A 24877-nucleotide genomic window follows, 5' to 3' on the forward strand; every position below is an offset into this window, starting at 1 on the left:
TTGAAATGCTTAATAGCGAGTCTTGGATCTTAAAAAGAGCTAGTTTAACACCTTTCAAAATTGCATTAATCGATATCCAAACAAATAGGCAGTGGACTTATAAAGAGTTAGCAAATGAAACCTTAAAATGGCTTAATGTTTTGCAGAAAAAGGGACTATCAAAGGGAAGTCGTGTGGCACTTATTGCAGAAAATAGTATCGACTTCTTCCCGATACTTTTTGCTTGCGGATTGGGCGGCTTCATCTTTGTTCCCTTAAATTGGCGACTCGCTGAAAAAGAATTAATTCATATAATTGAAGATTGTACACCATCATTACTATTAACAGATCACAAATTTGAACAATTGGGGAAACGTATTTTTCAACATACTTTTACTTTACAGTGCAGCGAAGAAAAAGCTGACTATCAATCTACAAGTATGAGCGGTAGCGATCCATGGTTAATGATATACACTGGGGGAACAACCGGGAAACCTAAAGGCGTTGTCCTTTCCTTTGATGCAGTGAACTGTAATGCATTAAACACGATTGTAAGTTGGGGACTTGAACCTTCAGATTGTACGTTAAACTATATGCCTCTATTTCATACAGGTGGAATCAACGCTCTTGCATTGCCAATTTTAATGGTGGGTGGCACAGTTGTAATCGGCAATAAGTTCAACCCAGAAGAAGCAATTCGTGCTGTGAATGATTACAAGACAACGATTTCTCTATTCGTACCGACAATGTATCAAGGCATGGTGGATACGGATTATTTCAAAGAGTCCACTTTTCCCACAGTAAAAGTATTTTTATCCGGTGGGGCACCCTGTCCTAAAACTATTTACGACCATTTTGCCAAAAAGGGACTTCAATTTAAAGAAGGCTATGGCCTGACAGAAGCTGGACCTAACAACTTTTACATTTCACCGGAGCTCGCAGCCAAGAAAAAAGGATCCGTTGGGAAAAGTATGCTATTTAATTCCGTTCAGATACGAAACGAGGAAGGCGCAATTTGTAAAGTAAATGAAGTAGGGGAGTTATACCTTCAAGGAAAACATGTCTTCACAAAATATTGGAACAATGAAAAAGAAACAGCGAAGAGTTTGGACAATGGCTGGTTAAAAACAGGCGATTTAGCAAAAATGGATGAAGATGGCGACATTTACATTGTTGGTCGTAAAAAAGACATGATCATCACTGGAGGGGAAAATGTTTACCCTCAAGAAGTGGAACAATGCATCATTACCCATCCCCAAGTGAAAGAAGTAGCAGTAGTAGGTATACCCGATAAAAAATGGGGTGAAATCGTCACAGCATTCATTGTAAGTAAAAATCCTTCACCTGAAATGAAAGATGACATCCTAGCACTATGTAGAACACAACTAGGAGTATACAAAGTACCCAAACAAATCGACTTCGTGGAAGAACTACCAAAAACCCACGTAGGCAAAATCGACAAAAAACAACTAATAGAGCGATCTGTATAAGCAGATCGTTTTTATTTTAATAAAAATAAATTGATATATTTTTAGTGATAAGAAAGATATTAAAGAACAACTTACTTCACCTCAAAAAGATAGAATTTTATATTAGAAGACGCGGCCAACCATCTATGCCGCGCAATAAATCTAGAAGTTTTGGAAGGTGTAAAAAAAATAGTGAGCGGACCTAACACAAACACCTAAACAAGCTGTAGAGGCAACTACAAGTGGCTCTGCGGCTTGTGGGCCAAATCCGCTTACAACTCACTAAAATTTTATAAAAGTAAAAAAGGAATAACTTGAATCTAATTTTTTGTTTGTAATAAAGAGATATCTAAATAAGAAGACGTGGCCAACCACAGTAAGCCGCGTAGTAAATCTTGAAGTTTTAGAAGGTGTAAAAAATAGTGAGCGGACTTCTATCACAAGCAGGTGACAAAAACGCCACATCGTGTGGCATTGTCACCATGACCAACATCGTGTTGGCACCAAAGACAAGTCGTAGAGACAACACAAGTTGGCTCTGCGGCTTGTGTACTAAGTCCGCTCACAAAACAACAAAACTAAATTAAAAGTACAAATATTTACTAACCCAATCTAATTTTTTTCATAATAATTAGAGAGATTTCTAGATAAGAAGACGCGGCCTACCACTTTAAGCCTTGCAATATAATAATAGCTTTAGATGGTAGCATAAATAGTGAGCGGACTTCTACCACAAGCAGGTGACAAAAACGCCACATCGTGTGGCATTGTCACCATGACCAACATCGTGTTGGCCCCAAAGACAAGTCGTAGAGTCAACACAAGTTGGCTCTGCGGCTTGTGTGCTAAGTCCGCTCACAAAACAACAAAACTAAATTAAAAGTACAAATATTTACTAACCCAATCTAATTATTTTTTCATATTAATTATAGCGATTTCTAGATAAGTAGACGCGGCCTACCACTGTAAGCCGCGCAAATTATCTAGAAGTTTTAGAAAGTGGAATTAAAAGTGAGCGGACCTTTACACAAGCAGGTGACAAAAACGCCACATCGTGTGGCATTGTCACCATGACCAACATCGTGTTGGCCCCAAAGAGAAGTCGTAGAGACAACACAAGTTGGCTCTGCGGCTTGTGTACTAAAGTCCGCTCACATAAACAAAACTTAATTAAAATCTCAATCAAAACAACTAAATTTCCTTTGTTTACTTATCTATAAGATGTATCCAATAAGTATCTTTTAAAATGGGAAAATTTATTGAAAAAAGATGTGTCATATCCTAAAATTGAATTTGTATTGCTTAATTGGTACCTACCAAAAGGAAACAAAAAACCTCCCCAAACGAATCTATTAATTCGTTCAGGAAGGCTACTATTACCAGAACTTATAACCAGTTGACCCAAGCGGAGAATTATTAATAATATCAAAGATTGGGAATGTGTAAGCAATTAGAATTAGGGCTACCAAGATTACACCCCATAATTTAAAGTTTTCTAGAATCGCTGGTGTTCTCTCAGCACCTTGTGAAAGTTCTGCAAGAGGGAACTCTTCTTCTCCTTTTGGTGCAAACCAAATTAAGTTAATCACGATACCAATAATTAATATAATCGCAATGAATAATACTGTTCCACCAACTGCTTGCGCAATTTGGTATGGAATCCATTCTGCTGCTTGTTCAGAGCCACCATAAGTTGAGTATTCAGAACGACGAGGAGCACCGAATAAACCAGCAATATGCATTGCACCAGACATAATGAACATACCAATCGTCCACATAATACCAGATGTTACAGCTAAATCGTTCATCTTTTTAGTTAAAACACGTCCTGTTAAATGTGGAATTAACCAGTAAGCTGCACCGAAATATGTTAATACTACTGTTGTTGCAATTGCTAAGTGGAAATGTCCTGTTACCCAAATTGTATTATGGATTAGTTCGTTCATTTGGTATGAAGCATTTACAACTCCCCCTGCACCACCAGGGATAAATGCAGCCATACCGATAAATGGTAATAAGAAACGGCTATCTTTCCAAGGTAATTTTTTGAACCAGCCAAATATACCTTTTCCACCAAGTTCGCGACCACGAATTTCAAATGTAGCAAACATAGAGAATGCAGTTAATAGGGATGGTACAATTACAAAGAATGTTAAAACAACTTGTAAGAATTTCCAGAATCCATCAATCCCTGGTTCAGTTAATTGATGGTGAACACCAACTGGGATTGAGAATAGTAAGAATAACATAAACGCTAGACGAGCTAGTGAATCAGAGAAAATTTTCGCGCCAATGACTTTAGGTACTACTGTATACCAAATCATGTATGCTGGTAATAACCAGAAGTAAACAAGTGCGTGACCAAAATACCAGAATAATGTACGAGATAGTAGAACATCGACACGTTCAACAAGGCCTAAAGACCAAGGTAATAATTGGAATAATACTTCAGCTGCTACGCCTAGTGTGCAGACAAACCACATTAGATTGTTTACAACAACCATAAATGATAATAGTGGAGATGTTTGACCTTTATTTTCCTTACGCCATTGGATATAACGTAAACCTTGTGCTAATGCGACTGTCCATGAACCTACTACGACTAATGCTAAACCTAAATAAAAGATCCAGTGTGCTTGTAATGGGGCATAGAAAGTATATAAAACAGATGCTTCATTTAATAAGACCATTGTTGCTGAAGCGGCAGTACCGATTGTCATAATCCAGAAGCCAGCCCAACCAATCGTACGTTGTTTATTAGAAAGTGCTCCAGATGTGCGGCTGATTGCTGCAGTTTGGAAGCCTAGAATAAAGTATGTTGTTAAAATAAGTCCTAATAATACACCGTGTACAGTTAAGATTTGATAATAGTTAATTCCTGCAGGGAGTTTAAATTGACCAGAGCGTACAAATACTTGTAATAAACCGGCAAAACCACCTAAAAATAATGCGATAAATGCTACAACAATATGGGCTAATGCAAGTTTTGCGTCTCGACGATCAACTTGAACAAATTTTTCTTTGAAAGTTTCTTTACTACCGTTTTTCTTTGTTATTTCTTTAGTGACTGTTGCTGTTGTCATTTGCGTCCACCACCTTAAGTGTAGAATACATCATTGCGTGACCTGTACCGCAATATTCGTTACATACGATTACATATTCACCGGCTTTATCAACCGTTGTGATTTTTTCCGATACATAACCAGGTTCTAACATGAAGTTAATATTTGTTCCTGCAACCTCAAAGCCATGAACTACGTCTTTTGTTGTAGCGATAAATCGTACCTTTGAACCAACAGGAACTTCAATTTCCATTGGGTTATAACTAAATGCCGAAGCAACTAAAACAACTTCGTAATCCCAATCTTTACCTTCAACTTTGTGTACGCCAGGGTTATCAAAAGGTGCAATTTCATCTACCTTTTCATAATTAATCGTCCATTTTGAGTTATTTGGATGCGTACCGCCATGAAAAGCGCTCACACCAACAATAACTAGAAACGCAATCAGCATGGCTGCGCCAAATGTTAGCCACCATTTTTCATACTTGTGTATGTGCATGTTGATGATCCTCCTTAAATATCATTCTTCTAAAATCGATCCATAAATAAATTGAAACAAAGTGCCCAAAGAATAATGATAGAAATTCCTACGCCAAATGTAGCGTAAAGAGTTCCTTTTAAATTATCGTTGGACTTATTGTGTTTCCCCATGAAGCTCCCTCCTAAATTAGAGAAATATTATTTCACGAACTCATCATATTAAAAAATTTTTTCTCGTGATGTGAAAAAAATCACACTTTGGATATCCAAATGTGAATTTAATGTGAAAGGTAAATATTATAAATAAATAACAAAAAACACACTATTACCAGATAATAGTGTGTTAAAGTAGCTATTTTAGGAAAATATTAATCTATCTCTACTCATCGATCGTAAAAAGAATCGTTAGGGCTCCAGCATTTTCTATTGTTGTAGGGAGTCTAAAGCATTTTTCGAAACCGAATAATTTTGTATGACCAACCATGACAGTAGGAGGTGTTATATCAATATTTAATTCTCCCGTTCCTACATGCGTACATAAATTCCCTGCGAACATGTTCCCAAATTCCCCAGTAAATGATTCTAACATTTCACCTTCTAGAGGCATTCCAAACATTTGAGCTCCAATTGCACTAAATGCATCGGAAGTACTATCAAGAATAACTCTCCCTTTAATATCCCCTAATAAACCAATTAAAACGCCCATTTCCTTCTGTATGTATGGTTCTGACAAAATGGATGGTGCATGAAAGTTAATATTTGAAGGAAGAATGGTTTTTAATGAGTGCATAGACCCATTCAAGATTGTTTGAATATGTTTCGAATTATTCATTTTATACACCCTTTTTTATGCTTTTTTTCATATTACCATTTACTTAGCATATTCGTATACAAAAAATATTAAAATGAACTTGACGATATTCTGACTTTTTTCATATAATGGATGAAAATGATTCTCATTAACGAAAAAAGAGGTGTAGAATAATGGTTTATGCTTTTGTAGGTGCAACATTAGTCATTTATGCAGGAATCGGTACTTATGTTTGGAAAAGAACAATTAAATCATAACCCCACTTATAATGACACTACACCGATATAGCTTCTACTCAATCCCCATTGTATTAATCCTATTATACAAATATAAAATTTATTTCCCTTTTATTCTTATTTTTTAGCCGATTTGACTACTAAACATGGTAGTATATAATTGTGACAATAATGAGACAAAAGGGGTATAGTTTTTAATGAGTTCTTTTGATGAAAAATTACAGCAACTATTACAGCAATCCGCTGTTCAATACATAATTTATAAAAACAATGAAGACACAGAACGAATGGAGAAACTTCATTTATTTGCACGAAAACTTTTACAAAAAGAATATGTAATTGGTTTTGCTGGACACTTTTCTGCAGGGAAGTCGAGTATGATCAATGCCCTATCTGGGGAAGACATACTAGCAGCTAGTCCAATTCCAACAAGTGCAAACATTGTAAAAGTACATAAATCTGAAGAAGACTTTGCAATAGTTTATATGCATCATGATAAGCCGGTAAAATTTGAGGCAGGATATGATTTTAAAACGGTAAAAGAGCTTAGTAAAAATGGGCAACTTGTTTCTCAAATTGAAATTGGCCATCAAGCTTCATCTCTTCCATACGGTGTAACAGTGATGGATACGCCAGGTGTGGATTCAACAGATGACGCCCATGCGATGTCAACAGAATCGGCACTTCATATTGCGGATGTCGTATTTTATACAATGGACTACAACCATGTGCAATCAGAGCTTAACTTCCAATTTACAAAACAATTAATGAAATATAACCCAAATGTGTATTTAATTGTTAACCAAATTGATAAACATAAAGAACAAGAGTTATCTTTTGAACAATTTAAACAATCTGTTCACCAATCCTTTGCAGCGTGGGGAGTAGAACCAAAAGGAGTCTTCTTTACATCTTTAAGAGACTTTGATCACCCTCACAATGACTTTACAACAGTGAAGAAAATTGTTATGGACTCAATGAACGATTGGCAGGAACAATTAGTCCTTACTGCTGAAAATACACTAAAGAAATTACAAAGTGAACATTTGGCGTTTTTAGAGGAAGAGAAAAATAATTTATTTGCTGAATATGAAAATATTCTAAGTGATGACGAATGGGAAAATCGTCAAGACATTCTAGACCAATACGAAAAATTAAAATTACAAACAAACCTATTCTCCATGGAAAACTGGGAAGAGTCCTTTAAAGAAAAGCGTAAAGAGCTATTAGCAAATGCTGCAATTATCCCAGCAGATTTCCGTGAAAAATTACGACTGTATCTTGAAAGTAAACAACCAGGATTTAAAGTGGGCGGTTTATTCACTGCGAAAAAGAAAACGGAAGAAGAAAAAAATCGCCGTATTCAAGACGTGTATGACCAATACAAAACGATCTTACAATCTCAAATTATCGGGCATTTGAAAAATTTAATGAAGCAATCTTTAAGAGATGTAGGTGTTTTAAAGGATGAAAATGCTGCTCAAATCGATGCAATGCAATTTGATGTTCCATTTTCTCTTATTGAAGATCAAGTGAAAGCAGATTCACTAGCAACGGGGGATGCGCTTCTAAACTTTGCAAACCGTGTAGCAGAAGCCACAAAACGTTATTTTGTTGATGCAACAGATGAATGGAAAGCAAGTCAAAAATCGGTTTTAGAAAATGCAGCAACTACTTTATCTGCACCTGTAATGGCAAAGTTAAATGCTTTATCAGGCAAAGTGACAGCAATTAAATCAATCATGACGTTAGATGAAAGAAAACAAATTGCTGAAAAAGAGATTACTTTAACAACAAAAGATGTTCGCAATGCAGCAAAAGCTCAAGAGAAAAACTGGCATAACGATTTTGAACAATCACTAAAAGAAATTCGTTTATTTGACCCGGCAATGCTAGCTCCAAAAGAAGAAAAAGTAGAAGAAACTTTCGAAGAGCAACAAACGACTAATTCCTTCAACGTGAAGGGCGATGAAGTAATTCAAGCAGCTATTCGTACTGCAAATGCAGTAAATAAAGTAAATGGCTTTGAAGAAGTTGCAAGCTTCTTAATGAAGAAGGTAGAACGTCTTCAACAAAAAGATTTCACAATTGCCTTATTTGGAGCGTTCAGTGCCGGAAAATCAAGTTTCTCTAATGCGTTAATGGGTTCAAAAGTATTACCTGTTTCACCAAACCCAACGACTGCTGCAATTAATAAAATACGCCCTGTTACAGATGAACATCCTCACGAAACTGCGGACGTTCAATTAAAAACAGCAGAACAATTATTAGAGGACATTAAATTTTCTTATGAAGCAATTGGATTAACGATTAATTCTCTACAAGAAGCATATACACGTGCTGAAGAGGGACTTAAAGTTCAATTAACCGATGAGCGTTTAAATGTTCATAAATCATTTATTCGTGCCTTTGCACAAGGGTTCCCAACATTTGAATCGAAACTTGGGGAAACGTTACGTGTTAACCGTGAAGAGTTCGAAAAATTTGTTGCGGAAGAAAATCGTTCATGTTTTGTAGACAATATTGATTTCTACTATGATAGTCCATTAACAAGAATGGGTGTTACATTAGTTGACACACCAGGGGCAGACTCAATTAATGCTCGTCATACAGGGGTTGCCTTTGACTATATCCGTAATGCAGATGCAATTTTATTCATTACGTATTACAATCATGCCTTTGCAAAAGCTGACCGTGAATTCTTAATTCAATTAGGTCGTGTAAAAGATGCCTTTGAATTGGATAAAATGTTCTTCGTTGTAAATGCGATTGACTTAGCTTCTACGAAAGAAGAAGAGGAAGAAGTAAAAAGCTATGTACGTAATGAATTACAACGCTTCGGAATTCGCTTCCCGAAACTTTACGGGGTATCAAGTTTATTAGCCCTTCGCGAAAAAGTGGAACAACAAGAGCACAATTCTGGTATGCATGATTTTGAACAAGCTTTCCATCATTTCTTAAATGAAGAATTAACATCGATTGCGATTCAAGCGTTACACGAAGAAGTGGAAAAAACACATAACCGATTCTCAGACCTAATTACTCAAACAGAAGAAAACTTAAAACGTAAAGATGAGCGTTTAGAAGAACTTGCGAAATTAGAGCAACATGTTCGAAATACGTATAGTACAACTTCAACTCATATGGTTGAAAGTGACCTAAAACAAGAACTGGATGAATTATTGTATTACTTAATGCAACGTGTGTATTATCGTTATCCTGACTTCTTCAGAGAAAGCTATAATCCATCAACATTTGCGTCTATGCCAGTTCAAAATGCGTTAGAAACAGCTTTAAAAGAAACGTTAAATGCATTGAAATTTGACTTTGCCCAAGAGTTACGTGTAACGAACTTCCGTTTAGTTCAGTTTATTCAAAAGAAAATGATTGAACGTTTCAAAGATGAAGTACGTGGATTAAAAGAGTTAAATAACAGCTTCTCATTTATTGCTTATGAGCCAGATGAGCCGGATTTATTAAGTTTTGATGGTCCATTTGAAGACTTTAATAAATATGCAACAGTGAAATCTCATTTCAAAAATGCAAAAGCCTTCTTTGAGAAGAATGAGAAAGAGAACTTAAAAGCTGCTTTAGAAGATATCACTAAGCCAGACGCTCAAAGCTATTTAGAGAAGGAAAAAGAGGAATTGTTGAAATGGGCAACGAACTTTATTCAAAACGAAGCAAATCGTTTAAATGAGCACATTTCAAATCAAGCAATGAACCAAATCGAAACAGAAAGACTATTACTTCAAGAAGAAAGCAGATTAGAAACTTGGAAATCTATTTATGCAGACTTACAAAAAACGGGGGTATAGTGTTTGGGGAACGTATTTGTTGAAGCAACCGAAGTAAAATCTGGTCGATTTATTGATACTCGTTTTAATTTACAAGACCAAGAGTGGGGACTAAAAGAGTATCAAAACGCGCATATTGAAGGTAGTATTTATTGGGATTTAGAAAAGGATTTATCCGATTTATCGAGCACAGAAGGCAGACACCCAATGCCTTCTAAAGCTCAATTACAACAATTGTTCGAGCAATCTGGTTTAAGTTACGAAGATACGATTTATGTGTATGATCAAGGTGGGGCACCTTTTGCAGCCCGTGCTTGGTGGATGTTAAAATACGCGAACTTCCCAAAGGTTTATATCGTAAATGGCGGAATAGATGCTTTGAAGGATGCAGGTTTTAACGTTACAAACGAAATACCTAAGTTCAATCCAACAACATTAAATATTGATTGGAACGAAGGAATTTATGTAAATCGCCAATACGTGAAAAATGTTGTAGATGGTGTGGAGCATGCAAAACTGTTAGATGCTCGTGCAGCTATTCGTTATCGAGGAGAAATGGAACCTATTGATAAAGTAGCCGGACATATTCCGAATGCGATTAATTACGATTGGGAACAGTTAAAAGAGGGTCCTTCAATACGATTCAAAGATGAGTTATTAAATGTTGTACAAAAAAACGAGGATATCGTCGTGTATTGTGGTTCAGGCGTTACTGCATCACCATTATATGCAATCCTAGCCGATGCTGGTTATGACAATTTAAAGCTGTATGTCGGCAGCTTTAGTGATTGGATTAATCATTATGATGTGGACACTGGAGATAATAAATAAGTGAAAAAATGAAACGTATAACGTCAAATTATACGTTTCATTTAATTTTCGCATATGAATGAATAGTCATTCATTAAATGAAGGGGGGAGTAGATAGATGATGATAAAGAAAAGTATTGATTTTGGCAATATCAATGGCATCAGTTACGCTAATGGAAAAGTGACGTTTAATAAAGTATCCATGAATGTTTATTGTTACGTAGTCGATGGAATGTTAGTCGATACGGGTCCGAGGTCACTTATGAAAGAATTAACACCATTTTTATTAGGGCAAGATTATGAGCAAGTGGTTATTACACATCATCATGAAGATCATACTGGATGCGCCTCTATCATTGAACAGCAGAGGTCTGTACCAATTTATATTCATCAAATGTCTGTAGAAGAATGCAAGAAGCCTGCCCATTATCCGATGTATCGAAAACTGTTTTGGGGTAAACGAAAACCGTTTCATGCTAGAGGGTTGGATTCAACGATTTCCTCGCGCACTTCCACTTGGGATGTGATTGAAACACCAGGGCATGCAGAAGACCATATCGTTTTACTAAATCAACAGACAGGGCAGCTTTTTACAGGAGATTTGTTTGTTCAACCAAAAACAAAACTAATTTTAAGAAATGAAAGCATTCCAACAATCCTGCGTTCTATTGAAAAGGTTCTAACCTATGATTTTAATGAAATGTATTGCTGTCATGCTGGTTTTGTTAAAAATGGAAGGGAAATGTTACAACGAAAGCGAGACTATCTATTAAACCTTCAGGGGCAAGTGCTTCGTTTATATGAAGAGGGCTATAATCCACGCCAAATTCATGAAGCATTATTTAAACGAAAATATCCCATTACAAAGATTTCTTTTGGAGAATGGGATTCCTTGCATATGGTAACGTCCATTTTAACGGAATTGGCCATAAAAAAATAAAAAATTTTCTTCTATTGTGTAACCTTTTTTCTCGTGCCTCGACTAATTTTACGAAAACAGAGAGAGGAGTGACATAATTGAAGAAAACATTATCGATATTACTTTGTTCCGCAATTGCAGGCACGATGGTTTCTCCCGTTGCAGGAGCAAATGAATTAGAACCAGTCCCTGTAGTGGATCAAAAGGAAGAAGTGCAGCAAATGAACTTCTATACAATTACTGGTACCATCACAAAAATTGCTGAAGAATCAAAAGGGACTTTCTTTGCAAGTGTCAAAACAGACGAAGAGGAGTTTGGATTCTATTTTAATAATCAAACTTTAGTTTTTGATAATACTGGTAAAGAAGTAAAACTTGAAGAGGGTATGGAATTTACAGGGTATGTGGATTCATCTAAGCCAATGATGATGATTTACCCACCACGCTATTCAACAGATGTGGTGATTGTTCATACTGATGAACCTGGCACAGTAGAACTTCAACAATTTGATGAAAATTTACTTAATAAAAAGCAAGATTTAATCATTCATTTATCAAAAGAAACTGTGATGGAGAATCTCTCTAAAAAACTAGTTTCAAAAGATGAAATTATTAATAAAGAAGTTCTCATATTCTATGAAGTGGTACTAGAAAGCTATCCAGCCCAAACAGGTCCAAAAAGAGTCATTTTGCTAGAACGTGAACAAACGGCTGTTGATAAAGCGTTAAAAATTGCAGAAACTGATTTTTATGATGTGAATGGGGAAACAATGATTCCTTTACGACTTGTAGCGGAAACTTTAGGGTTCAAAGTTGAGTCGACAGGAAAAGGAGCAATTGTTTCAAAAGGCAATCTATCCTTTACGATTACGCGCGGTTCCACAACCTATGGATACAACAAAGCCTTAAGATACTTTAAAGAAGCACCTGAATTATTAGAGGAAAAGAAAACGTACGTACCAATCGAATTTTTACACCTATTAATCGAGCACACTGAAAAATAATAATATATATTGGCTACCAACCAAAAACGGCTATTTACACAAATTGTGTAGATAGCTTTTTATTTTTCTAAAAAGGGGATATTAGATAATTTAAATATCTATGGAATTAATAGCAGAATTATCATTTTAATAGAAAATTTGGTATGAAATTAGAAAAATACATCTTTTATTAGAAAGTATCTAGCCGTTAGAAAATAAATTACTGACCCTTATTTTTCCAATTCCTTCTAAAAATATTTTTCATTTCTATTATTCGATCGAAAAAAAAGTGAACTTTTTTTGAAAATTTTTTCAGAAATTTTAAAAAAGTTTGTGAAAAACTTCTTATTTTCTCTACTAAAGCAAAACGTGTAATTCTTCACAGAGAACCCCCTGATATATATGGTGTAGAAAAATGAAAGTGTTTACACGAATTATTCCGATATAATTATTTTTGGTAAAAAAACCTTTTGTGAATATTTGCACAATTATTAAAAAACGCGCAAATTCAACGAAAATGGAGATTTTATAAAGAAAAATTAGCAAAATTCCGTTGACTTTAACGCAATAAAGCACTATGATACAAAAATATAAGAATTATTGGTTGGATAAAGAAGGGATGGATGAAAATGGATTTAATGAAAAAAGCAATCGAAATGCATAGTGAATATAGAGGGAAACTGGAAATTAATTATAAAATACCAGTAGTAGATTCATATGATTTAAGTTTAGCTTATTCACCTGGGGTAGCTGCACCATGTATTGAGATTGAAAATAATCGTTCAAGGGTTTATGACTATACAATTAAAGGGAATTTTGTAGCAGTTGTAACAGATGGCACAGCAGTTTTAGGTTTAGGGGATATTGGCCCTGAAGCAGCGTTACCAGTAATGGAGGGGAAAGCACTTTTATTAAAACGTTTTGCAAATGTGGATGCTGTTCCAGTTTGTTTAGATACAAAAGATGTGGATGAAATTGTACGTACTGTTAAAGCGATTAGCCCTACGTATGGTGCAATTAATCTAGAAGATATTTCAGCACCACGTTGCTTTGAAATTGAAGATCGTTTAAGAAGAGAATGTAATATTCCAATTTTCCATGATGATCAACATGGAACTGCAATCGTTGTAGGGGCTGGACTACAAAATGCACTTAAAATAGTTGATAAACAAAAAGAAAATGTAAAAATCGTAATTAACGGTGCCGGTGCTGCAGGTATTGCGATTGTAAGACTTTTACTTCAAATCGGTTATAAAAACATTGTAATGTGTGATTCAACTGGGGTTATTTATCAAGGTAGAACAGAAGGAATGAACCCTATTAAAGAAAATATTGCGTATATTACAAACCCGAACCGTATTAAAGGTAGCTTATCAGAAGCGCTAGTAGGAGCAGATATTTTCATCGGTGTATCTGTTGCAAACTTACTAACAGAAGAGCATATTAAATCAATGAGTTCAGATCCTATTGTTTTCGCATTAGCAAATCCAAATCCAGAGATTACGTTTGAAAATGCAAAAGCATGGGGGGTACGAGTAATTGGGACTGGCCGTTCTGACTATCCAAACCAAGTAAATAATCTATTAGCGTTCCCTGGTATTTTTAGAGGGGCATTAGATGTTCGTGCTACTGATATCAATGAAAGTATGAAATTAGCAGCGGTAGAAGCAATTGCTTCCCTTGTAACAGATGAAGAGTTACATGAAGATTATGTAATTCCGAAATCTTTAGATGAACGTGTTGCACCTGCTGTAGCAAAAGCGGTAGGAAGTGCAGCAATTGAAACTGGGGTTTCAGATTTATTCCAACAACCGTTAAAAGTTGAAGCAGGAGTTTAAAAATAAGCACTCCAACAGCCCACAATTGAGGCTGTTGGAGATTTATTTAATTTTCAAGTTGTGTAGTTAGTTCTTCTAATTGGTCGACTAATGAACTGATAAATTGGATTGTACTTCGAAGTGGTTGATCTGTTGTCACATCAACACCTGCCATTTGAGCAAGTTCTACAGGTGTTTTTGTACCACCGGCTTTTAATACATTAATCCAATCGTTTACAGCAGGTGTGCCTTCTTTTAAAATACGTTGAGAGACTTCTGTTGCAATTGTTAATCCGGCTGAATAAGTGTATGGATATAAGCCCATATAATAGTGAGGTTGACGCATCCACGTTAATTCGGCGCCTTCTGTAATTTCAACTGCATCTCCCCAGAAATCAACCAATACATCGCGTTTCAACTTATTTAAAATCGAAGCATTGACACTTCCACCATCATCAATGATTTCGTAAACTTTACGTTGGTAAGCGGCCTCTAATAAATGGGTAACGAAATTATGATAGTACGTTCGAGCAATGATTGTAGAGATTACCCAGCGTTTGAACCTTGCATCATTTGAATTTGAAAGTAAGTGATTGGCCATAAGCATTTCATTCATCGTTGAAGGTGCTTCAATAAAGTATAAGGAAGGACGGGCATTAAAAATGTTTTGTTCTGCATTGGCAAGGTAAAAATGCCCAGCATGCCCAAGTTCGTGGGCTAAAACAAACACTTCATTCATGCGAGAAGTCCAAGAAATTAATACATAAGGGTGATAACCATATGGGCTTGAACAAAAGGCTCCTGTGGATTTTCCGATATTTTGGGCAAAATCAATCCATCTTTCGTCAAATGCACGGTCTAGCATAGCTTGATAGTCTTTACCTAAGACAGACAAACCATCCTTCATATATTGACGAGATTCTTCTATTGAAATTTTTGGCTCATATGAAGGATCTAATGGTATTTTCAAATCAGCAAACGTCATTTTTTCTAATCCATGACTTTTTTGAAGAAGTTTCGCATACTTCCGCATAATCGGGGCTAATTCACTTGTAATCAGGTCAATTTGGCGGTCATAAAGCTCTTTATCAACTTGCTGGTCAAAAAGCAATGAATCAAAAATAGAATTAAAGCCGCGTAAGTCAGACTCTGTTTTTTCGATTTTTAAGTGGGTATCGTAGGTTTTTGCCGTTGTATGCTGATAGTCACGGAGTTTGTTAGAAAATGCGGTAAATGCCGCTCTCCGAATGTCTGTATCCGTTTCAAGCTCCCAATCTCCTTCGAAAGAGTTGTAGCTTAGTGGATAGCTTTTGCCGTTCACTTCAAAGTTTTCGAATTTCATATCAACTAGTTTGGTTGTGTTGTAAAGTTCATATGGAGCTTCAAAAATTGATCCGAAAGCAGCTAACGTTTTTTCAACTTCAGGATGTAATTGATAAGGTTTTTTGCGTATTAATTTATCGATGTAGTGAGAAAAATCTTGGGACTTATTTTTTGTTTCTGTAAGTGTTTCTTCATCTAATTGTAAAAATTCAGAAGTAATAAATGATAGTTGCGCACTGATTTTTGAGTAAAGTTGGCCAACCTTTGCAGCACGCATTTGGGCTGTGTCATTTGTTTGATCCACGCTTAAAGAAAGCTGCGAATAGTTACCGATTGGCACAAGCTTTTCGGACAAGTTTTTGTATAAGGTAATTACTTCTACAGCAACTGTTGAATTTGTGATTTTCCCTTTAAATTTTGCTTCAATCGCTGTAGCTTCCTCTGATACCTCTTGTAAAGCCTCTTCAAACTGTTGTTCATTTTCAAATAAATCAGTTAAATCCCAAGTTTCTTCTAGTTTTACTTCGCTACGTTTTAACATATTGCTCCTCCCTTTCCCCTTAAAATTATTACGGAACTCGAAATAATTGTACCATATTTTTCTTTTAAGAGACAACGAGAACAAGAGAGGGGAGACCGAATATTTAACTAGAATCATTACGGAAATAAAAAATCACCTGAATTGCTAGGTGATTTTTTTATTGGTTAAATGAAAACCCCCTGCTATGCAGGGGGTTCCAAAAAGCTTTTAGCTATGGACAAAAAAAATACTCCAATCGTACAATAATATATGGTCTGGTCAACCAATTATGTACGAAAGGAGATCCATATGGATAATAAAAGTTTAGCACATACAACATGGAATTGTAAGTATCACATTGTGTTCGCACCTAAATATAGAAGACGAATTATTTATGGTCGAATTAAAGCAGATATCGGTAAAATATTACGGCAGTTATGTGAGCGAAAGGGCGTGGAAATTATTGAAGCAACAGCATGTCCTGATCATATACATATGTTAGTAAGTATTCCACCAAAGTTAAGTGTCTCTAGTTTTGTAGGGTATTTAAAAGGGAAAAGTAGTCTCATGATATTCGATCGACATGCAAATTTAAAATACAGATATGGGAATCGAAAATTTTGGTGTCGAGGGTATTATGTCGATACAGTAGGAAGAAATAAAAAAGCGATTCAAGAATATATCAAAAATCAGTTGCAAGAAGATATTCTAGAAGATCAAATGACCATGAAAGAATTCATTGACCCATTCACAGGAGAAGAAATAAATCGAAGCAAAAAATAAAATAGCCGCTTTAGCGGTAGTCGGAAACGTAGTGCGGTTGGCAGACCATTCAGCGCGTCTTTAGACGTGGGCCAGTAACCCAGCGTTTCACGCGCAAAAAACCACCAGTTCGACTGGTGGTTTTTATTACATTTCTTTAAGTGCATTATTCATTCAATATTCATTTTCAACAGAAATCAAAGAAAATCATTTAATGCACAATAGCTTTTTTAAGATTATAAAGGATTTAAAAATGTTTATTAGTAGAGTTACCTTTTGACACAAGCTTTTCGGTTAAGTTTCTATATACTGTAATTAACAACCATAGTAATTGTTAAATTTGTAAATTTCCCATTAATTCGAAGCTACTTCTAATATCAAATGTAATATGTTATTCATTTTTTATGTATCGATTATATCTCAAGATTCTTCTAGTTTTACTTCTCCTTAACCTTTGTTCTTAAATTATCTCTTCAGAAATTTGAAATAAATGTTCCGTATTTTCATTAAATGCGCAACAATGAAGGGGAATGTAAAAAAATTCCAATAAAAAAACAACCGAATTACAAGAATTCGGTTGTATATTATTCCCCTTTATTATATCGAACAATGTATTATCTTTGGATATATAGAGCGAGCGTTCTCCGCTTTTCTAATGTCTAGCTCCGCGCGTTAGCCGTTCGGAAACTTCAACTTCCTCCTGCGTGTTCAAGAACACTTGTCAGAAGTCTCCAGTTTCTGTCACGGCTGAACGAACGCGCTCCGCTTTTCTAGATTGTCTAGCTGCGAACGCTAGCTCTTTCGGACACTTCAACTTCCTCCGGCGCGTGTAAACACGCTAGTCGGAAGTCTCCAGTGCCTTCAAGAGCTAGGCGAGCGTTCTCCGCTTTTCTAATTAGTACACACCTTCAGTAAGCATACCGTTAGCTACTTTTACGAAGCCAGCGATGTTTGAACCTACTACTAAGTTACCTGGGTAACCATATTTTTCAGCTGCTTCTTTACTGTTTGTGTAGATAGATTTCATGATGTTGTTTAATTTTTCGTCTACTTCTTGGAATGACCAGTAGTTACGGCCAGAGTTTTGAGCCATTTCTAATGCAGATACTGCTACACCACCAGCGTTTGCAGCTTTTGCTGGACCGAAGTATACGTCGTTTTCTAAGAATAAGTTAATTGCTTCAAGGTTTGAAGGCATGTTTGCACCTTCTGCAACGAATTTCACGCCATTAGCGATTAATGTACGAGCAGAATCGCCATCGATTTCGTTTTGAGTTGCACATGGTAATGCGATATCACATGGAATTGTCCAGATACCTGTGCATCCTTCTGTATATGTTGCACTTGGACGATAATCTACGTATGTTTTGATACGATCGCCTTTAACTTCTTTAATTTCTTTAACTAGTTTTAAATCAATACCTTCTGGGTCATAAATATATCCGTTAGAATCAGAACATGATACAACTTTTGCCCCAAAGTGTTGTAATTTTTCGATTGCATAGATTGCAACGTTACCAGAACCAGATACAACAACTGTTTTATTTAAGAATGATTCTTTTTTCTCTAATAACATTTGTTCTACAAAGTATACTAATCCGTAACCAGTTGCTTCTTTACGTGCTAGGGAACCGCCGTATCCTGGAGTTTTACCAGTTAATACGCCTGCTTCGTAAGCGCCACGGATGCGTTTATATTGGCCATATAAATAACCGATTTCTCTTCCGCCAACACCGATATCACCTGCAGGAACATCGACATCTGGACCAATGTGACGATATAGTTCTGTCATGAACGCTTGGCAGAAGCGCATAATTTCTGAATTTGATTTACCTTTTGGATTGAAGTCAGATCCACCTTTACCACCACCGATTGGTTGACCTGTTAAAGAGTTTTTGAAGATTTGTTCAAATGCTAAGAATTTCATAATTGATTCGTTTACTGTTGGGTGGAAACGTAAACCGCCTTTGTAAGGACCAACTACATTATTAAATTGAACGCGGTAACCACGGTTTACTTGTACTTGGTTGTTATCGTCTTGCCATGCTACACGGAATGAAACAATACGATCAGGTTCTACGATACGAGATAAAATATTATTTTCAATATATTCAGGATGTTGTTCAAAAACAGGTACTAAAGAAAGGAAAATTTCTTCCACAGCTTGTAAGAATTCTGCTTGATGTCCGTTTTTTGCTTTAACCTGTGCGAATACTGAATCTATATACTCTTGTGCTGCTGTTTTATTGTCGATGAATTGTGTCGTCATTGTGTGACCCCCTAAATTTGTTGATGAATGTATAGTATTATGATTTTTCGAACAATTCAATAAAAGATTTTGGTGACAAACCGATGTAACCTGTGTAATGGTTGAAAAAATATTATACAAATATAATAATTTAAAGGGATTATTTTCTGGAGGTGGAAACGATTTTACAGCTATTAATTGATGCAGATGCATGTCCAGTTATTGATTTGGCGCTATTTGTTTCATCTGATTATGAGATTAAACCGTTCTTGTTTTGCGATACTTCCCATCGTATAGAAAGGGAGAATGCAATAACAATTATCGTTCCAAAAGGACCCGATTCCGTTGATTTTAAGCTAGTGAATGCGGTTACAAAGTATGATATTGTTATAACACAGGATTATGGATTAGCTGCCATGTGTTTGGCAAAAGGTGCCTTTGTCATTGATCAAAATGGAAGAGAAATGACAGCAGACAACATAGACCAATTGCTCGCATTTCGTTTTGAAAGCGCAAAATTTAGAAAAGCAGGTGGACGCACTAAAGGACCGAAAAAACGAACGGAAAAAAATAATATTGCCTTCGAAAGGAATTTTCGACAAATTTGTGAACGAGCAATTTTAGCAAAAAAAAGGGGTGAAATGAGTGATTGAACGAGAAGAATCAATCTCAAAATTAGATGAAATCCATCTAATAAATGAAATAAAGAACTTAAAATCAGTATTATGGATAAATCCGAATAGAAAACCCATACCTAATCAAGAACAATTCTCATTTCAACAAATGCATGAAGCAAATGAACGATTGAATCGTCTTTCTTCATATATAAAAGTAGCTTTTCCTGAAACCGAAAAATTAAAAGGAATAATTGAATCTCCTCTAAAAGAAATTCCTCAGATGAAAAAGCTCATTGAAGGGCGTAGAGGTTTTAAGATACCCGGAAGATTAATCTTAAAATGCGATCATTCCTTACCGATTTCAGGGTCGATCAAAGCCCGGGGAGGAATTTATGAAGTTTTGAAATTTGCTGAAACAATCGCAATGGAGCATGGATTACTTACAATAGAAGATAATTATGCAAAGTTAGCTGATGAAAGCTGCAAAAAACTATTCAGCGAATACCAAATAGCAGTTGGTTCAACGGGCAATTTAGGTTTAAGTATAGGCATTATTAGTGCAAAACTCGGTTTCCAAGTTACCGTCCATATGTCACATGATGCAAAGGCATGGAAAAAGCAACTTCTTCGTGATAAAGGAGTAACTGTGATAGAATACGAATCTGATTATAGTAAGGCGGTAGAACAAGGACGTAAACAAGCTCAACAAAATCCGAAATGTCATTTTGTAGATGATGAAAATTCAGTTGATTTATTTGCTGGCTATTCCGTTGCTACATTACGGCTAGAAAAACAGTTACAAGATCAAGACATACTAGTAGATGCAAATCATCCGTTATTTGTGTATATCCCCTGTGGTGTAGGTGGAGCTCCAGGTGGAATTGCTTTTGGACTAAAAATGATTTTTGGTGAGAATGTCCATATTTTCTTCGGGGAACCGCTACAATCGCCATGTATGTTACTTGGATTGATGACAGGATTACATGATGGAATATCGGTGAATGATATAGGATTAAACAACAAAACGGAAGCTGATGGACTTGCAGTTGGGAGAGCTTCAAAATTTGTAGGTAAAATAATGGAGCCTGTTTTAAGTGGTTGTTATACAGTAGATGATAGTTTTCTGTTCCGGAGTTTAAAAGGGATGTATGAGCAGGAGAATATTTTCATGGAACCATCAGCCCACGCTGGTGTATTCGGTCCAATCCAACTAATAAGTGAAGGAAAGCAGTATTTAGAAGAGAATGGTTTAACATCGAAAATGGAAAATGCCACACATCTCATTTGGTCTACAGGTGGAGATATGGTTCCATTTGAGGAACGAAAGATTTATTTAGAGAAGAATGTATAAGGAGTGCCCTAAAGTATTAAGGACACTCCCCGGAGTAGGTGCGATTAATTTTAGCGCATCTACTTTTTTTAATCGATTTGTACTTCTTCGACTGTTTGTTCAACTTCTTCACGAGACATTTTTTCTTTGCCATCTTTTAACGCTTTTAATGTTTTGTGAGCAAGGGCTAAAGGTAAACGACAGAATAATAAAATCGAACGTTTATTAACATCCTTCATATATCTATCGGCTTTTTCTAAATTTTCTTCTGCATATCCAAATAAATCTGAACGTGTCCAGCCTTCTGGCACAAAGCTTACGCCTCGTTCTTCCATATCTTCTTGTTGATTACGAAGAATGTTCACTAATTGTAACCCTCGACCATAGCCAATTGCTAAATCTCTATCTGTTTTCACGCCTGCAAACTGTTCCCATAATTGAGAGAGCATGACTCCAACAAGTCCAGCAACATAGTATGTGTAGTCATCCAAATCTTCTTTTGTTTTGACTTGGAAGTTCGCTAATGCCCATTTCCCCATACCCTCTGCCATTTCACTTGTTGAATTTTTTACAATTTCCACTGCCTCTTTTGGAATAAGACGAATCCAGTCACCCAAACGAAGCGTTACTTCAGGCATATACTCTTTTACAGGAGCAAGAATTTGTAAATATTTTTCCTCATCAAATGTTGGTTCCAGTATCAGTTTACTAACTTCAGTTAAAATCGAATGTTTCAGTTCATTTGTCACGGCTGGATTTTCATTATCTTCAATTTCATCAATTGCACGCATCATTAAATAAGCAGTGGCTACTGCTGTTTTAAGTTCTTTTTGTAAAAAAGTTATCGGTATATAAAAAGTTCGGCTCGTTGCTTTTAAGACTCTCATTGCATCTTTCAGGAGTTCTTTGTTATTCATTTTGGTAATTCCTTTCGTTCATTACATACATATATCAATACTATCGTACCTCAATTTGAAGGAAATTAAAAATAGAATCTGAAAGAATGTTCAAAATCAGTTCTAGCGCGGGTCGATTCTTTCATTTATTATTTCTCAAAAAACTATTTTCATAATATATTCGTGTTATTCTATTGCATATTCGATACAATATGAGAATAATAGATTTTACACACATAAACTTATGTTAGAAAGCAAAGGTGGAATAATGGTTCGCAAACACAGTTTTATTTTTATCGATGTTGAAGCGACATTAATTCGTGGCAAACAATATATTATTGAAATTGGTGCCGTTAAATGGTTGCCAAACGGAGACCAACAATTTTTTTCGCAGCTCATTCAACCATATAAATTTAAAAAATTAAATTCACATATACAAAAGTTAACAGGGATCACGACAGAACAACTGCTATGCGCAAAGTCTTTTCAAACAGTTATTCAAGACTTTATAAAGTGGTGTAGTGATGATTCAATCCTTGTGACGTTTGGAGAGTTTGACCGAAAAGTATTGGAAGATGAATTAAATCGCAATCATATAGATGCTAGTTTCTTGTATCCAATTATCGATTTTCAACAGAAATATATGATAGAAAACCAAATTAAAGAGCAGCCTAGCTTAGCTGGTTTAATGGAAAAACTTCAAATTGAAATGGAAACACAACACCGAGCATTAGCAGATGCCATTAGTTTGTTTGAAATTTTCAAAGCATCAAATGGGCAAACAATAATTGAAAAACAACAAACCAACGAATTTAGCATGGTCTTTAGTGAGCTTCAACAATTAGATGAGACATTTGATTTGAATATCACTTATATTTCTGGAAAAGTGTCATCGTTGAATCTTCAAGTAGATGAAATTAAAATCTTGAACAAACAACTAGATTTTGATATTTATGAAGAAGAAAAAACGGACGAACAAGGCGAAACACAAGTTTTACAAAAAATAATTATTAATCCGAATGAAGAAGTTAAATTGTTTTTAACCAATATTATAGAAGATATTAAAAATAGAGTATTAATTACTCGTAGTGGATTAAAGTCACTATCGAAAATTAATCGCTTGCATCATTGCACGTTTCCTAAAACAGAAGTAATGACTTTACAATACTTGCTTAAAGATAATGAAGACATAAATGAATTCACATTTAGAAACTTATCCACTCAATCAATTGAGCGAAAACTATATCAATTAATTAGAAAACACGAGAAACGAATAATACAAGAATTCGAAAAACGAAATTTATTTACGAAAGAACCAGTAAAAATTTCTTAACTTAGATTTTCTTCCTTTTTACTAAAAATTATTGCACTAGTATTTTAAGAAAGTTAAAGTTTAGAAAGGGAGTAGAAAAAAGGAGAACGTGTATGCAAAATGTAATTGGAATAGACGCCGGGGGAACATTAACAAAAGTCGTATATATAAATGAAAACAATGACTTAGAATATAAAATTTTCCCCTCCAATGATTTTTCGAAAGTGAAGGATTGGATTGAAGCAAATCCTTTTATTGAAGAGATTGGATTAACGGGTGGACGAACGCAACAACTGTTAGAAGTTTTAAATACGATGAAATCGATTCAATATTTAGTTGAATTTGAAGCAACAATCAAAGGTGTCCAATATTTATTAGAAAAAGATGGACATGCTATTGAGCGAAGCATTATTACAAATATCGGTACAGGTACTTCCATTCATTATATGGAAGGAAAAAATCACTTCCGTGTTGGTGGAACGGGTGTTGGTGGCGGAACATTAACAGGTTTATCTACTATAATGACAGGAATTTCGAACTTTAATGAAATTACAACAAGAGCATCTCAGGGAAATCGAGATTCTATCGATTTATTTGTGAAAGACATTTTCCAAGGAATGGAACCACCAATTGAAGGGCATTTAACCGCAAGTAATTTCGGAAAAGTAAACATAACGAAAAAGAAAGAACATGAAGAAAATGACTTACTTGCAACGGTACAAGCCCTTGTCGGCGAAGTGATTACAACGCTAAGTATTCAATTTGCCGAAGAAAAGAAAACCGAAGCAATTGTATACATAGGGTCAACATTACAAAACAATGACCACTTAAAAAAGGTAATTGGGAATTACACAAAATTAAAGAAACACAACCCAATCTTTTTGCCAAATTGCGGTTTTACGGGTGCAATTGGTGCGTTGCTAAATAAGGTAGAATCCAAATAAAATTTATGAGCATATAAAGGTTCTTTATATGCTTTTTTTTGTGAATTTTTATTGGAAGGATTGCTCAAGTTAAATTTAAGATGTGCGGTTGAGTAGGGAGTTATTCAATAATGAATTAGTGGATGTTACTTCGGAAATCGTCTTTATAAGTTGGATGAATGCAAAAATCAGAGGAAATTTGAATAAAAACTGTCTTCATAAGGTGGATGAATGCAAAAATCAGAGGAAATTTGAATGAAAACTGTCTTCATAAGGTGGATGAATGCAAAAATCAGAGGAAATTTGAATGAAAACTGTCTTCATAAGTTGGATGAAGACGAAAATCTCAGGAATTTTAAAGGAAAAATGTCTTCATCCCCCTGATGAATACAAAAATCTGAAGAAATCTGAAGGGAAACTATCTTCATGAGCCCGATGAATACCAAAATTACATTCGAATTTAGAAAAAATCGTCTTCATAACTTGGATGAATGCAAAACATAAAGAAATTAGAATAAAAACTGTCGTCATCCCGCCGATGAAAATCGAATACCAGCATAAAATACTATTCAAAAGCCGATAA

The 24877-nt window shown here is 35.4% G+C and carries 18 protein-coding genes; 11 read left to right on the top strand and 7 right to left on the bottom strand.

Translation table 11 applies throughout. From position 1 onward, the window contains the following. The first annotated feature begins 5 nt into the window (after nt 1–5). Nucleotides 6–1469 carry a class I adenylate-forming enzyme family protein gene (locus NKR20_RS06280; protein ID WP_121214536.1) on the top strand — a complete coding sequence of 488 codons (1464 nt, stop codon included), beginning with the start codon at nt 6–8 and terminating at the stop codon, nt 1467–1469. 1355 nt (nt 1470–2824) lie between these two features. Here the strand turns inward: NKR20_RS06280 and NKR20_RS06285 are convergent. The 4 genes from NKR20_RS06285 to NKR20_RS06295 all read right to left on the bottom strand — a co-directional run bounded on the left by NKR20_RS06285 (nt 2825) and on the right by NKR20_RS06295 (nt 5822). After that, entirely contained in the window at nt 2825–4531 is a 1707-nt protein-coding gene (locus NKR20_RS06285; RefSeq protein ID WP_253424529.1) for a b(o/a)3-type cytochrome-c oxidase subunit 1, read from the bottom strand. Beyond that, nucleotides 4509–5009, bottom strand: a complete 501-nt coding sequence (locus NKR20_RS06290) for a cytochrome c oxidase subunit II (RefSeq protein ID WP_253424532.1) — start codon at nt 5007–5009, stop codon at nt 4509–4511. Before NKR20_RS06290 ends, NKR20_RS06285 begins: the two co-directional genes overlap by 23 nt. Nucleotides 5010–5038: 29 nt before the next feature. Then, a complete protein-coding gene (locus NKR20_RS19395) occupies nt 5039–5161 on the bottom strand; it encodes a hypothetical protein (RefSeq protein ID WP_281272156.1) in 123 nt (40 codons plus the stop codon). 208 nt (nt 5162–5369) lie between these two features. Beyond that, nucleotides 5370–5822 carry a chemotaxis protein CheX gene (locus NKR20_RS06295; RefSeq protein WP_121214533.1) on the bottom strand — a complete coding sequence of 151 codons (453 nt, stop codon included), beginning with the start codon at nt 5820–5822 and terminating at the stop codon, nt 5370–5372. Between the two features lie 412 nt (nt 5823–6234). On the opposite strand from NKR20_RS06295, the gene NKR20_RS06300 reads away from it, so the two are divergent. The 5 genes from NKR20_RS06300 to NKR20_RS06320 all read left to right on the top strand — a co-directional run bounded on the left by NKR20_RS06300 (nt 6235) and on the right by NKR20_RS06320 (nt 14384). Next, nucleotides 6235–9855, top strand: a complete 3621-nt coding sequence (locus NKR20_RS06300; protein ID WP_121214532.1) for a dynamin family protein — start codon at nt 6235–6237, stop codon at nt 9853–9855. Between the two features lie 3 nt (nt 9856–9858). Then, on the top strand, nt 9859–10665 hold the full coding sequence (locus NKR20_RS06305) for a sulfurtransferase (protein ID WP_121214531.1): 807 nt from the start codon (nt 9859–9861) through the stop codon (nt 10663–10665). A gap of 97 nt (nt 10666–10762) precedes the next feature. After that, nucleotides 10763–11584: an MBL fold metallo-hydrolase gene (locus tag NKR20_RS06310; RefSeq protein ID WP_253424536.1), complete on the top strand. Its 822-nt coding sequence runs from the start codon at nt 10763–10765 to the stop codon at nt 11582–11584. A gap of 77 nt (nt 11585–11661) precedes the next feature. Beyond that, on the top strand, nt 11662–12567 hold the full coding sequence (locus tag NKR20_RS06315) for a stalk domain-containing protein (protein WP_253424539.1): 906 nt from the start codon (nt 11662–11664) through the stop codon (nt 12565–12567). A 608-nt stretch (nt 12568–13175) separates the two neighbouring features. Beyond that, complete coding sequence (locus tag NKR20_RS06320) at nt 13176–14384, top strand: NAD(P)-dependent malic enzyme (RefSeq protein ID WP_121214563.1); 1209 nt, start codon at nt 13176–13178, stop codon at nt 14382–14384. Nucleotides 14385–14430: 46 nt separating this feature from the next. On the opposite strand, the gene pepF is transcribed toward NKR20_RS06320, so the two are convergent. After that, nucleotides 14431–16227, bottom strand: a complete 1797-nt coding sequence (gene pepF, locus NKR20_RS06325) for an oligoendopeptidase F (RefSeq protein WP_253424542.1) — start codon at nt 16225–16227, stop codon at nt 14431–14433. Nucleotides 16228–16515: 288 nt separating this feature from the next. Here pepF and tnpA point away from each other — a divergent pair, with 288 nt between their 5' ends. Then, nucleotides 16516–16989 carry an IS200/IS605 family transposase gene (tnpA, locus tag NKR20_RS06330; protein ID WP_253424246.1) on the top strand — a complete coding sequence of 158 codons (474 nt, stop codon included), beginning with the start codon at nt 16516–16518 and terminating at the stop codon, nt 16987–16989. Between the two features lie 874 nt (nt 16990–17863). Here the strand turns inward: tnpA and gdhA are convergent. After that, nucleotides 17864–19237 carry an NADP-specific glutamate dehydrogenase gene (gdhA, locus tag NKR20_RS06335; protein ID WP_121214527.1) on the bottom strand — a complete coding sequence of 458 codons (1374 nt, stop codon included), beginning with the start codon at nt 19235–19237 and terminating at the stop codon, nt 17864–17866. A gap of 161 nt (nt 19238–19398) precedes the next feature. Here gdhA and NKR20_RS06340 point away from each other — a divergent pair, with 161 nt between their 5' ends. Then, complete coding sequence (locus NKR20_RS06340; RefSeq protein WP_121214562.1) at nt 19399–19869, top strand: YaiI/YqxD family protein; 471 nt, start codon at nt 19399–19401, stop codon at nt 19867–19869. Further along, nucleotides 19865–21184: a D-serine ammonia-lyase gene (locus tag NKR20_RS06345; protein WP_253428074.1), complete on the top strand. Its 1320-nt coding sequence runs from the start codon at nt 19865–19867 to the stop codon at nt 21182–21184. Before NKR20_RS06340 ends, NKR20_RS06345 begins: the two co-directional genes overlap by 5 nt. Before the next feature lie 68 nt (nt 21185–21252). On the opposite strand, the gene NKR20_RS06350 is transcribed toward NKR20_RS06345, so the two are convergent. After that, on the bottom strand, nt 21253–22080 hold the full coding sequence (locus NKR20_RS06350) for a squalene/phytoene synthase family protein (RefSeq protein ID WP_253424544.1): 828 nt from the start codon (nt 22078–22080) through the stop codon (nt 21253–21255). A 247-nt stretch (nt 22081–22327) separates the two neighbouring features. Here NKR20_RS06350 and NKR20_RS06355 point away from each other — a divergent pair, with 247 nt between their 5' ends. Together NKR20_RS06355 and coaW are read left to right on the top strand one after the other, a co-directional pair. After that, a complete protein-coding gene (locus tag NKR20_RS06355; protein ID WP_253424547.1) occupies nt 22328–23392 on the top strand; it encodes a 3'-5' exonuclease in 1065 nt (354 codons plus the stop codon). A gap of 92 nt (nt 23393–23484) precedes the next feature. Beyond that, nucleotides 23485–24315 (top strand): type II pantothenate kinase, encoded by an 831-nt coding sequence (gene coaW, locus NKR20_RS06360; RefSeq protein WP_121215671.1) that lies wholly within the window; start codon nt 23485–23487, stop codon nt 24313–24315. The last annotated feature ends 562 nt before the right edge of the window (nt 24316–24877 follow it).

Source organism: Ureibacillus endophyticus, from assembly GCF_024159215.1.
In the GTDB taxonomy this organism is placed as follows: domain Bacteria; phylum Bacillota; class Bacilli; order Bacillales_A; family Planococcaceae; genus Ureibacillus; species Ureibacillus endophyticus.

Excerpts from the sequence above, each read along its gene's own strand:
- NKR20_RS06320 (WP_121214563.1), top strand. The coding sequence starts at position 13,176 with ATGGATTTAATGAAAAAAGCAATCGAAATGCATAGTGAATATAGAGGG.
- NKR20_RS06295 (WP_121214533.1), bottom strand. The coding sequence starts at position 5,822 with ATGAATAATTCGAAACATATTCAAACAATCTTGAATGGGTCTATGCAC.
- NKR20_RS06300 (WP_121214532.1), top strand. The coding sequence starts at position 6,235 with ATGAGTTCTTTTGATGAAAAATTACAGCAACTATTACAGCAATCCGCT.
- NKR20_RS06310 (WP_253424536.1), top strand. The coding sequence starts at position 10,763 with ATGATGATAAAGAAAAGTATTGATTTTGGCAATATCAATGGCATCAGT.
- NKR20_RS19395 (WP_281272156.1), bottom strand. The coding sequence starts at position 5,161 with ATGGGGAAACACAATAAGTCCAACGATAATTTAAAAGGAACTCTTTAC.
- gdhA (WP_121214527.1), bottom strand. The coding sequence starts at position 19,237 with ATGACGACACAATTCATCGACAATAAAACAGCAGCACAAGAGTATATA.
- tnpA (WP_253424246.1), top strand. The coding sequence starts at position 16,516 with ATGGATAATAAAAGTTTAGCACATACAACATGGAATTGTAAGTATCAC.
- coaW (WP_121215671.1), top strand. The coding sequence starts at position 23,485 with ATGCAAAATGTAATTGGAATAGACGCCGGGGGAACATTAACAAAAGTC.
- pepF (WP_253424542.1), bottom strand. The coding sequence starts at position 16,227 with ATGTTAAAACGTAGCGAAGTAAAACTAGAAGAAACTTGGGATTTAACT.
- NKR20_RS06350 (WP_253424544.1), bottom strand. The coding sequence starts at position 22,080 with ATGAATAACAAAGAACTCCTGAAAGATGCAATGAGAGTCTTAAAAGCA.
- NKR20_RS06280 (WP_121214536.1), top strand. The coding sequence starts at position 6 with ATGCTTAATAGCGAGTCTTGGATCTTAAAAAGAGCTAGTTTAACACCT.
- NKR20_RS06290 (WP_253424532.1), bottom strand. The coding sequence starts at position 5,009 with ATGCACATACACAAGTATGAAAAATGGTGGCTAACATTTGGCGCAGCC.
- NKR20_RS06355 (WP_253424547.1), top strand. The coding sequence starts at position 22,328 with ATGGTTCGCAAACACAGTTTTATTTTTATCGATGTTGAAGCGACATTA.
- NKR20_RS06285 (WP_253424529.1), bottom strand. The coding sequence starts at position 4,531 with ATGACAACAGCAACAGTCACTAAAGAAATAACAAAGAAAAACGGTAGT.